11 protein-coding genes are annotated in these 9,940 nt (G+C 70.4%); 8 read left to right on the forward strand and 3 right to left on the reverse strand.

Annotation, left to right across the window (positions count from 1 at the left end; all coding sequences use genetic code 11):
* The 5 genes from FNX44_RS18405 to FNX44_RS18425 form a co-directional block, all read left to right on the forward strand.
* A partial coding sequence (locus FNX44_RS18405) for a SpoIIE family protein phosphatase (protein WP_143649385.1) occupies positions 1 to 246 on the forward strand: 246 nt, incomplete at its 5' end.
* Positions 247 to 419: 173 nt separating this feature from the next.
* Positions 420 to 578 carry a hypothetical protein gene (locus tag FNX44_RS18410; protein ID WP_153507432.1) on the forward strand — a complete coding sequence of 53 codons (159 nt, stop codon included), beginning with the start codon at positions 420 to 422 and terminating at the stop codon, positions 576 to 578.
* A 222-nt stretch (positions 579 to 800) separates the two neighbouring features.
* A complete protein-coding gene (locus FNX44_RS18415) occupies positions 801 to 1,820 on the forward strand; it encodes a TAXI family TRAP transporter solute-binding subunit (protein WP_143649386.1) in 1,020 nt (339 codons plus the stop codon).
* A 246-nt stretch (positions 1,821 to 2,066) separates the two neighbouring features.
* Positions 2,067 to 4,094 carry a TRAP transporter permease gene (locus FNX44_RS18420; RefSeq protein ID WP_143649387.1) on the forward strand — a complete coding sequence of 676 codons (2,028 nt, stop codon included), beginning with the start codon at positions 2,067 to 2,069 and terminating at the stop codon, positions 4,092 to 4,094.
* A gap of 81 nt (positions 4,095 to 4,175) precedes the next feature.
* Entirely contained in the window at positions 4,176 to 5,135 is a 960-nt protein-coding gene (locus FNX44_RS18425) for a TAXI family TRAP transporter solute-binding subunit (protein ID WP_143649388.1), read from the forward strand.
* A 29-nt stretch (positions 5,136 to 5,164) separates the two neighbouring features.
* Here the strand turns inward: FNX44_RS18425 and FNX44_RS18430 are convergent, their stop codons facing one another.
* Positions 5,165 to 6,607 (reverse strand): HAMP domain-containing sensor histidine kinase, encoded by a 1,443-nt coding sequence (locus FNX44_RS18430; RefSeq protein WP_143649389.1) that lies wholly within the window; start codon positions 6,605 to 6,607, stop codon positions 5,165 to 5,167.
* A gap of 15 nt (positions 6,608 to 6,622) precedes the next feature.
* The gene (locus FNX44_RS18435; protein ID WP_143649390.1) at positions 6,623 to 7,378 is read right to left on the reverse strand and encodes a response regulator transcription factor; all 756 of its coding nucleotides are present in this window, start codon (positions 7,376 to 7,378) and stop codon (positions 6,623 to 6,625) included.
* A 210-nt stretch (positions 7,379 to 7,588) separates the two neighbouring features.
* On the opposite strand from FNX44_RS18435, the gene FNX44_RS18440 reads away from it, so the two are divergent.
* The 3 genes from FNX44_RS18440 to FNX44_RS18450 all read left to right on the forward strand — a co-directional run bounded on the left by FNX44_RS18440 (position 7,589) and on the right by FNX44_RS18450 (position 9,167).
* Positions 7,589 to 8,065, forward strand: a complete 477-nt coding sequence (locus FNX44_RS18440) for an ATP-binding protein (protein ID WP_173019224.1) — start codon at positions 7,589 to 7,591, stop codon at positions 8,063 to 8,065.
* Between the two features lie 201 nt (positions 8,066 to 8,266).
* On the forward strand, positions 8,267 to 8,839 hold the full coding sequence (locus FNX44_RS18445) for a GNAT family N-acetyltransferase (RefSeq protein ID WP_173019225.1): 573 nt from the start codon (positions 8,267 to 8,269) through the stop codon (positions 8,837 to 8,839).
* A 28-nt stretch (positions 8,840 to 8,867) separates the two neighbouring features.
* Complete coding sequence (locus FNX44_RS18450; protein WP_143649393.1) at positions 8,868 to 9,167, forward strand: hypothetical protein; 300 nt, start codon at positions 8,868 to 8,870, stop codon at positions 9,165 to 9,167.
* Positions 9,168 to 9,203: 36 nt separating this feature from the next.
* On the opposite strand, the gene FNX44_RS18455 is transcribed toward FNX44_RS18450, so the two are convergent.
* The gene (locus tag FNX44_RS18455) at positions 9,204 to 9,728 is read right to left on the reverse strand and encodes a hypothetical protein (protein ID WP_143649394.1); all 525 of its coding nucleotides are present in this window, start codon (positions 9,726 to 9,728) and stop codon (positions 9,204 to 9,206) included.
* Positions 9,729 to 9,940 lie beyond the last annotated feature (212 nt).

Below are 9,940 nucleotides of genomic sequence, written 5' to 3' on the forward strand. Positions count from 1 at the left end.
GACTACTCCACCGCCGACATCCCCCTCCCACCCGGCGCCGTCCTAGCCCTCTACACCGACGGACTCGTCGAACACCCCGGCACCGACATCGACGACGCCATCGACGACCTCGCCAACCAGCTTGCCGCGGCGGACCCCGGAGACCTGGACGTCCTGGCCGACAGCCTCATCCACCACGCCGAGCGCACAGCGCCGCGCCACGACGACATCGCCCTGCTCCTCATCCACCCCCAGCACCAACCGTGACCACCAACCCGAGCGGCCGACACCGACGAGCGCGCAGCACGAACCGCACCGTCGCCCGCAGGTACGGCACGGGAGAGGGCTCGCCCACCTCGACACCGGCCGCATCCACTCTCACGTGCTGCAGGAGTCGCCGGTGGCGACGGGTTGCGCGCTCCGGGGCTGATGACGGCGAGGTGCTGTCGCTGGCGTACGTCGACCTGCTGTCGTTGCGAGCCCTCCAGGATGAGGCGGCGAATCCTCCGCAACGCCCGGTGCAGCCCGAGCCGCAGCAGCCGGACCTCGCTGCGGCTCACGCCATCGACATGCCCGGCGCTCAGGACCAGAAGCGCTGACTCACCCCGTCGACGAGTCCGAGCCCGGCAAGTCTCGGAGGAATATGCCCGGTTTCGGGTCGCGCGCTCTCTGGAAATCGACAACCCGGCCGAGCCGGGCACGAACCTTAAGGATTGCTCAATAAGCGCTCCGGGACACTCTTCTTCGCGTCGGGAACAAGTACCGTCCCTGCCATTCACCGTGACGTCGGTCACGGAAACGACGACACCGAGGAGCGCTTCATGGGACGACAGCGCCTCAAATGTGGTGTGGGCCTCTCCTTGGGCCTGTGTATCACGCTGCTGACAGCCGCCTGCAGCCAGCCCGCCGAGTCGGGCAGGAGCGAAACCGGCGACCCGTCGAGGATCTCCATCGCCACCGGCACCACCGCGGGTATCTACTACCCGATGGGCGGGGCGATGGCGGAGGTGATCAACCGTAAGACGAAGGGGGTTGAAGCCAGTGCCGAGACCACCGGGGGTTCGGTGCAGAACCTCCGGCTGGTCGCGGAGCGCCAGAGCGACCTGGCCATCGCCCAGAGCGACGTGGTCCATCAGGCCTACCACGGCAAGGGCGAGTTCTCGGGCAAAGCGGTCAAGACGCAAACCCTCATGGTGCTCTATCCGAACGTGTACCACGCGGTGTCCCTGCAGTCACGGGGCGGCGACCTGAACTGCTTCAGCGACATCAAGGGAAAGCGCTTCTCCGTGGGCGCTCCCGGCAGTGGCAACGAACTGGCCACCAACCTGGTCTTCGACGCACTGGGAATGTCACCCGACAAGGACATCAAACGCCAGCGCTACGCCTATGCCGAAACCGCGTCGGCGCTACGCGACGGGCAGATCGACGCCGGCTCCTGGGTGGTCGGCGAAGGTCACGGGTCTCTGCGAGAGCTCGAAGCCACCGACGCCCTCCGGCTGGTCCCGATGTGTGACGACGAGGTGGCCAGGATTTCCAAGAAGTACCCCTTCTACAACAAGCACGTGATCAAGGGCGGCGTCTACAGCACGGTCAAGAAGGACGTGCCGACGCTCGCCCTGTGGAATGTCGTCTCGGTCCCGACTCACATGTCCGAGGAGCGCGGCTACGAGCTGGCACGCACGCTCTACGAGAACGTGGCCGCGCTCAACAAGGTCTACGAGGCCGGTGCCGAGTACCTCGTCCTGGAGAACCTCACGAAGAGTCCGGTTCCGCTGCATCCCGGTGTCCTCCGCTACGCGGAGGAGAAGGGAGTGAAGATCCCCGACAGGCTCCGCCCCTGACCGGAACGGTCACGCTCCCTGGGAAAGGGCATCGTGCCGACACCTCCCCGCCGGCGGCGCCCCGGCTGTCGGCCCCGGGATCGGGATCGCCCTGACTCCGGAGTCGGCCAGGCCGCTCGCCTCGCCCGACAGTCTCCCCAGTACCCCAACCCGCGACTCAGAAAGGGGTAGGGCGCCCCTTGCGGGTGTGCCGTGCGAGCTCGCACGGCACACCCGCCCGCGCAGGCCGGGTGCCCTCAAAGCGTTATGAGACAGACCACCGCCCTGGGCCCTTCCGACGATGCGCCTCCCGTCGAGGCGACCGATGCCCGGCCGCTGTGGCACCGGCTCGCCGCGGCCCGGTGGGGCCAGAGCCGGGCTACCACCGCTGTGGGCTACGGCGTGCTTGCCATCGCGCTCGCCCTCGGCTGCTTCCAGATCTACACCGCCCTCAGTCTGAGCCTCAACTCCTACCTGCAGCGCGTGCTGCACCTGATGTTCGTGCTGGTGCTGGTCTTCGTCACCCGCCCGGCCGGCAAGGGCCGCTGGGCGCGACGGCTGCCGATGGCCGTCGTCGACACTCTCCTCGTGCTCGCCGCGGTGACCGTGAGCCTCTATCCGGTACTGGACTACGACGGGATCGTGGCCCGCGCGGGCATACCCTCCACCGCCGACCTGGCCATGGGAACCGTGGCGATCCTGCTCCTCCTGGAGGCCTGCCGACGCGCGATCGGCGTATTCATGGCCGTGCTGGTGGCCTGCTTCCTGTGCTACGCCTGGCTCGGGCCGCTCCTGCCCGGACTCCTGTCACATCGCGGCTACACCGTCCAACGCATCGTCTCCCACACCTACTTGTTCCAGGAGGGCATCTACGGGCTCGCCCTGGGAGTCGCCGCCACCTTCGTCTTCATGTTCATCCTCTTCGGGGCGGTGCTGGAGAAGACCGGTGGCGGCAACTTCTTCATCAACGTCGCCTACGCGCTGACCGGCAAGTACCGCGGCGGCCCAGCCAAGGGAGCGGTGGTGGCCAGCGCGCTCATGGGATCGGTGTCCGGCAGTGCGATCGCGAACACGGTCACCACCGGCTCCTTCACCATCCCGATGATGAAGAAAGCCGGTTACCGGCCGCACGAGGCCGGGGGTGTGGAGGCCGCCGCCTCCACCGGCGGGCAGCTGCTCCCACCGCTCATGGGTGCCGGCGCCTTTGTCATGGCGGAGCTGATCGGCGTGCCGTACATCGAGATCGTCAAGGTCGCGGTCATCCCCGCGCTGATGTACTTCGCCGTGATCTTCCTGTTCGTCGACATTCTGGCCCGGCGGCACGGGATCAGGAGACTGCCCGCCGAGGACCTGCCGCGGATGCGCGAGGTGATGGCGGGCGGCTTCCACTTCCTCCCTCCTCTCATCCTGCTTGTCACCCTGCTCACCCTGCACTTCACACCGCTGCTCGCGGGTCTGTACGCCACCGCCGCGCTGGCCGTGGTGGCCATGCTCCGCGCCAGCACGCGGATGAGCCTCAAGGACATGGGGGAGGTGTTCGCCCTGGCAGCTCGCAACACGCTGTCGGTCTCCGTGGCCACCGCGGCCGCGGGAGTGGTGGTCGGAGTGGTGGGGCTGACCGGTCTGGGGCTGAAGTTCTCCAGCATGATGCTGAGCTGGGGCGGCGGCTACCTGCTGCCGACCCTGCTGCTGATCGCCGTCGCCTCGATGGTTCTCGGGATGGGGCTGCCGGTGACAGCCGCGTACATCGTGCTGATCGTGCTCGCCGGCCCGGCGCTGCTCGACCTCGGTGTTCCGCTGATCGTCGCGCACATGATCGTCTACTGGTACAGCCAGGACTCCAACGTGACACCGCCGGTGGCGCTGTCCGGTTTCGCGGCGGCGGGGATCGCCGGTTCGTCTCCGATACGGACGAGCATGGCGGCGTGGAAGTTCTCCAAGGGGCTCTACGTGATCCCGGTGCTGATAGCCTACTCGCCGCTCCTGCTCAACGGACCGGTCTCCGAGATCATTCTCGCGGTGGTGACCGGCCTCATCGGCCTGATGACCTTCGCCGTGGCCATCGAGGGTTTCTGGCTGCGCAGGACCACCGCCTTCGAGCGACTGGCAGCGGTCGCGGCCACCGGCCTGCTGCTCAGCCCCTACCTGGTGGCCGATGCGATCGGGGCGGTGCTGGCGCTGTTCGTGGTGGTGGCCCAGCTGCGCGGACCCCGGGCGCCAGAGCCGGTGGCCCCCGCTTCGAAGGCCACCTCGACGGCCTGTCTGAGTCACGGAACCCGCGGGTGCCTGGATTAGGCTGATACGCGTGGGCCGCGTGAGCGTGCGCCGCAGCGGACTTCGCAGCCGGTGGCGCTTGTTGTGTCCAGGGAGGTCTCCATGCCGGTGGCACGCCTACTCGCCGTTGCCGTCGCCCTGACGATGGTGCTGCTCACGGGGTGCGCCGGAAGCGACGAACCGCCTCGGCCTGCCGGGGAGATCAGCGTGGCCACCGGTAACAGGGGTGGCGTCTACGCGGCGTACGGCGCCGGCTACGCCGAACTTGTCGAGCGGCGGCTGCCCGGCGTGACCGCCCCGGTCCTGTACACGGGCGGCAGTGTCGACAATCTGCGCCGGGTGGCCGCGGGCGAGGCGGAGGTGGCCTTCACGCTGGCCGATTCCGCCGCGGACGCCGTCGAGGGGCTCGCACCGTTCAGCCGGCCGGTGCCCGTGGTGGCGCTGGCCGCGCTGTACGACAACTACGTGCAGCTTGTGGTCCCTTCCGACAGCCCGGTGCGCAACGTGACGGATCTTCGCGGGCGGCGGGTGTCCCTGGGGGCCGTGGACTCGGGGACCGCGGTCATCGCCGAGCGGATACTGGGCGTGGCGGGACTCTCCCCGGACAGCGACGTGGCCGCGGAGCGCCTTGACGTGCGCGATTCGGCGTCCGCCCTGGCCGACGGGCGGATCGACGCGTTCTTCTGGAGCGGCGGCCTGCCCACGGCGGCGATCACGGAGCTGCGCCGAACCACGCCTGTCCGCCTGGTTGATCTCGGCGACGTGGTCGGCGCCCTCGCCCGCTCCTACGGCGAGCTGTACACCGAGACGACCGTGCCCGCCGTCGTCTACGGGGCGCGGAGCGCCGTGACCACGGTGAGCGTGCCGAACTTCCTGGTGGTGCGTTCGGACATGCCGGACGCTGAGGCGTACTGGCTGACCCGGCTGCTGTTCGAGGGGCAGCGGGAGCTCATCCGCGCCCACCCGGAGGCCCGTCGGCTCGATCGCCGTACGGCGATCGCCACCTACCCGCTCGACCTGCACCCGGGCGCGGAGCGCTGGTACCGGGAGTCCCGGCCCTGACGCGTCCACGGCGGTTCAGGCACGGCGGTTCAGGTCGTCGTGCCCGGGGTCGCGGGCACGGCCGGCAGCCGCACGGTCGCCGCGAGGCCGTGCGGCTCCGCCGCGGCCAGGCGCAGCTCGCCGCCGCCCGCTTCGACCACAAGGCGCGTGAGGGCGAGCCCGAGGCCTGTGCCCCGGACGTTCTGGTGACGGGTGCTGCGCCAGAACCGGCCGCCCGCCTGGGCCATCTCCTCAGCCGTCAGCCCGGCGCCGCGGTCGCGCACCGTCACCTCCACCATGTCGCCGCCCTGCCCCCCGCCCGCGTCCTCACGTCCGCCGACGCCGGCGCGGGCCGGGGCACGGGTGACCGACACGCTCACCGGGGTGCCGTCGCCGAACTTGAGCGCGTTGTCGAGCAGGGTGTCCAGCGCCTGGTCGAGGCAGTCGGGCAGGCACAGCGCCCGCACCCCGTCCAGGGGCCGGATCGTGAGCGGGACGCCCTCCGCCTCGTAGGCCGTCCGCCAGGCGTCGACGCGGTGCGTGACCACGGCTGTGACGTCGACGGGCACCCGCTCGCCCTCGGACGCCTCGGCCCTGGCCATCCGCAGCAGCCCGTCGAGGATCTCGCCGAACCTGTCGGCCTCCTCCGCGGCGATGTGCAGCTCGTGCAGGCCGCGGTCATCGTTCACGTACTCCTCGAGGTTCTCCACCCGCAGCCGGAGTGCGGTCAGCGGGTTGCGCAGCTGGTGGGAGGCCTGTGCGACGAACGCACGCTGCTGTTCCTGCGAGGCGTGCATGCTGTCCGCCATCGCGTTGAAGCTGTTGGCGAGGCGGCGCAGTTCCGGGGCGCCGGTCCGCTCCGAGACCCTGGTCTTCAGCCGTCCGAGTGCGACCTCGTGTGTGGCCCTGTCCAGCTCGTGGACAGGGCGGAGGACCCACCTGACCATCGGGGCCGCGACGGCGAGGAGCGCGGCGAGGAGTGCGGCGAGGCTGCCCACGGCGACAAGAGTCAGGTGGTCGGCGACCTCGGACCGGGCCCGGTCGGTGGGCGAGATGACGACCACGGCGCCCAGTACCCTGCCGTCGCGCTTGACCGGCTCGGCCAGGACGAAGGGGCGGTCGTCCCACGGCCAGACCAGGCCCGGCTGCCATGCGGGGCGGTCCGCGAGGGCGCGCAGCAGTGCCGCCCGGACCTCCGGCTCCTCCAGGTCGACGGGGCGGGGAGCGACGACGATCTCGCTGTCCGCGTCGACGACGGCGACCTGCGAGTCGTACAGGGCGGTGTAGCGGTCGGCGGCGGCCTCAAGACGGTCGGTCCGCCCCGACTCGAGGGCGGTGGAGGCCATGTCGGCGAACCACGCGCCGTCTTCGACGCGCCCGATGAACGCGCTCTGGATGGTGTGCTCCGCCGTGGCACGGACCAGGGGGACGCTGAGCGCCAGGATAAGACCCGTGACCAGGGCAAAAACGATGATGAGGAGTCGGCGGCGCATGGCTGGCCGGTGGGCTCAGGCATCGGCCGCGGCAGGCGGCGAGGCGGAGGTCGACTGCTCGGAGTGTGAGACCCGCGGCGCCTCCGGTGCGGTGTCCGGGGCCGCCCGGTCGGTGGCCGCGAGGCGATAGCCCACGCCGCGAACCGTCCGCACCGCGCTTCCGGCCCGTCCCAGCTTCCCGCGCAGGTTGGCCATGTGCACGTCGAGGGTGCGCGACATGCCGGCGTACGTCGTGTGCCACACCTCGACGATGATGCGGTCCCGGGGCACGGCGCCGCCCTCGGCGCGCACCAGCACGGCCAGTACGTCGAACTCCTTGCGGGTCAGCGGTACCGGCTGCCCGTCCAGGGTGACCGTGCGCCGCCGAATGTCGATCTCGAGTCCGTCGACGGTGACGAGGCGGTCCTCGGCGGCGCGCCGGGGCATACTGCGCCGGAGCACCGCCTCGATGCGGGCGAGCAGCTCGGCGGCGCTGAAAGGCTTCACCACGTAGTCGTCGGCGCCGCTGCGAAGTCCCCGCACCCGGTCGGGTTCGCCGCCCCGCGCGGTCACCGCGATGACCGGAACCGAGCCGCGGGCACGCAGCTGCCGGCACACCTCGATGCCGTCCCGGTCCGGTAGGCCCAGGTCGAGCAGGACCAGGTCGACGGCGGGCGCGGCAAGCGCGTCCGCGGCGTTGCCCGCGCGCACCACCTCGTACCCGTTGCGACGCAGCGAGCCCGTCAGGGCGTCGGCGACCCGGTTGTCGTCTTCGACAAGGAGTATGCGCACAGAGCCTCCCGGTTCGTCACGAACCGGACATCGGGTCCCCGCCAGAGCGCAGGGAAGCGGGCAGGGTGTGTCCGGCAGCCAAGGCGAGCATAAAAGTGACCTCCGTCACCCAATCCTAAACCTGTGTTAAGAGCCCGGGCGTTCCCTGTTGCGCGCGCGTAACGGCTGCCACCGTTGCTGGAGAGACAACCGGTACAGGAGATGGTCGAGATGAGCGTGGCAACAGTGCCGTCCGAGCCTCGACGGCGAACAGCCAGCACACCGGTCCACTGCGCACAGCCGCTGCTCCACGACTTCACGGTCCCCGAGAAGGACCCGGCAGCCGTACCCGAGGCCCGCCGGCTCCTGCTGTCGGTGGTCAGCGCCTGGGAGCTGCCGCTCACGGCCGAGACGCTGCACGACCTCGAACTGCTGTCAGGTGAGGCCATCGCCAACGCTGTACTCCACACCACCGAGCCGTGCTCGGTCCGGGTGCGCTGGACGGGCGCCCTGCTGCGAGTGGAGGTGACCGACGCGGCGCCGGAGCGACCCGCCCAGCCCGACCAGGAGCCCTACGCCGAGAACGGTCGGGGCCTGCTGCTGATCGCGTCCCTGGCAGCGGACTGGGGCTGTGCACGTACCGCCACCGGGAAGACGATCTGGTTCGAGGTCATGCCCGCGGACCCCGCCGCGGACTGGACCAGCTGACCTCGATGCCGCGGCCAGGACGGCGCGTTCGGCCCGGTCAAGTGATCAATATGCACGAGGACCGGTCCGTGGCCGGCACGGCGGTGGTGCGGGAGGGCCGGCCGTCTGCGGCACCGGACGCCATCGGGTGAGGCGCCTCCGCAGCCGAACGCAGAAGGAAATCCGATGTCTTCCAGCCGCTCGAGGCCGCAGGATGGGCGCATGACGCTGACCACCCCCACTCTGCAGACCGCTCGGCTTCGCCTGCGGCCCTTCGCCGACACCGACGCGGACGCCCTGTTCACGATGCACAGCAGCGCCCACGTGATGCGTTACTGGGACTCGCCGCGGTGGGAGGAGCGGGCTCGCGCCGATCGCTTCCTCGCGGTGTGCCGGAGGATCGCGGACGAGGGCACCGGGGCCCGCGTGGCCGTCGACCGTGCTTCTGACGGGGCGTTCGTCGGCTGGTGTGCGCTGAGCAGTTGGAACCCGGAATACCGCAGCGCGTCGTTGGGCTACTGCCTCGACGAGGCGATGTGGGGCCACGGCTTCGCGACGGAGGCCGCGCACGCCATGCTGCGGTGGGCGTTCGACACTCTGGACCTCAATCGCGTCCAGGCCGAGACCGACACGCGCAACGTGGCGTCCGCACGGGTGCTGGAGAAGGTCGGATTCGTGCGTGAGGGGACGCTGCGGGAGGACTGCGTCGTGGACGGCGAGGTGTCCGACTCGTGGGTGTTCGGCCTGCTGAGGCGGGAGTGGCGACCGTCGGCCACCCCGATCCCAAGTCGCTGACGTGGGAGTCACTTTCCAGGAGGGGTGCATGGCAAAGCCGAGGTGGCAGCTCAGGAAGAACGGGCGTCTGGTAGGGACGTTGACCCTCACCGAAGTCGACATGTTCTGGTCCGGCTGTCACTTTGAGCCGGGAGCGGCCTGGGAAGAACTCGCCCCGCTGTTCGCCGCCTCGCACGATGCGTGGCGGCGGGGTGACGAGGGCGCCGCCTTGGCCGCGGACGAAGCGATCCATGAACAGGGTCTCGTTCTGTTTCCGGACGACGGCGGTGCGCCCATGGAGGAGTTCCTCATACGGATCAGCGGCGAGGACGCCCGGTTCCGGTACTGACGCCGCGCATGAGCTTGGTGCGGAGGTCCGGCTGGCTCAGAACCGTCCTGTGGCGAGCATGTTGCCGTCCGCGCTGTAGACCGTGACCGTGCCGTTGTCCGCCTCGTAGCAGGAGGCGAAGGCGCCGGCGATCAGCCTGGCCTGTCCGATGCTCGGGCCGACCCTGCCGCCCGGCAGGTCGGTGAAGACTTCGGCCGCGGCGTTCTCCCGGTTGAGGTCGCGGCTTCCGGTGACCGCGGTGACGCGTTGCAGCGCCATCTTCTCCGGGTCGGTGCCGTTCTCCTCCACGCACTCCCGGAACTCGGCGGCCTCTTCGCGGGCCTCCGGGCCTTCCGGTTCCTCGACGCCGGGGTCGGCGGGTCCGGTGGTCGCCGGGGTGGGTGAGGGCAGTTCCTCCGAGTCGCCGCCGTCGTCCCGTACGGCCAGGGCGACGACCACGAGGAAGGCGAGGACGATCAGGGCGCCGAGGCAGCCGAAGCCGAGGGCCTTGCCGCGCCCGCCTCTCGGCGGCGGGGGCGGCGTGTAGGGGTGGTCGGCGGAGCCGGGCTCGTGCGAGGTCACGGGTGCCCCTTTCCTCACCGGAGGCGCCCGACGCGGGGTCGGGATCTTGTTTCTTGTCACCAGGATGAGGGGAATGCGGCCGGGCCACGACTTCGGACGCCCCGGCATCCCTCGCACGTGTGAGCGCTCCGGCCACCGCCGGTCGGGCGGTGGCCGGAGCGCTCGGGTGCCCCGCGGGGCGGTGGGTCAGGCGTTGACGGGGTGCTTGGTGG

It is taken from the genome of Streptomyces alkaliterrae (assembly GCF_007097205.2).
GTDB lineage: Bacteria > Actinomycetota > Actinomycetes > Streptomycetales > Streptomycetaceae > Streptomyces > Streptomyces alkaliterrae.

Coding starts and splice junctions, on each gene's coding strand:
- FNX44_RS18415 (WP_143649386.1), top strand. CDS start 801: ATGGGACGACAGCGCCTCAAATGTGGTGTGGGCCTCTCCTTGGGCCTG.
- FNX44_RS18420 (WP_143649387.1), top strand. CDS start 2,067: ATGAGACAGACCACCGCCCTGGGCCCTTCCGACGATGCGCCTCCCGTC.
- FNX44_RS18425 (WP_143649388.1), top strand. CDS start 4,176: ATGCCGGTGGCACGCCTACTCGCCGTTGCCGTCGCCCTGACGATGGTG.
- FNX44_RS18430 (WP_143649389.1), bottom strand. CDS start 6,607: ATGCGCCGCCGACTCCTCATCATCGTTTTTGCCCTGGTCACGGGTCTT.
- FNX44_RS18440 (WP_173019224.1), top strand. CDS start 7,589: ATGAGCGTGGCAACAGTGCCGTCCGAGCCTCGACGGCGAACAGCCAGC.
- FNX44_RS18445 (WP_173019225.1), top strand. CDS start 8,267: ATGACGCTGACCACCCCCACTCTGCAGACCGCTCGGCTTCGCCTGCGG.
- FNX44_RS18450 (WP_143649393.1), top strand. CDS start 8,868: ATGGCAAAGCCGAGGTGGCAGCTCAGGAAGAACGGGCGTCTGGTAGGG.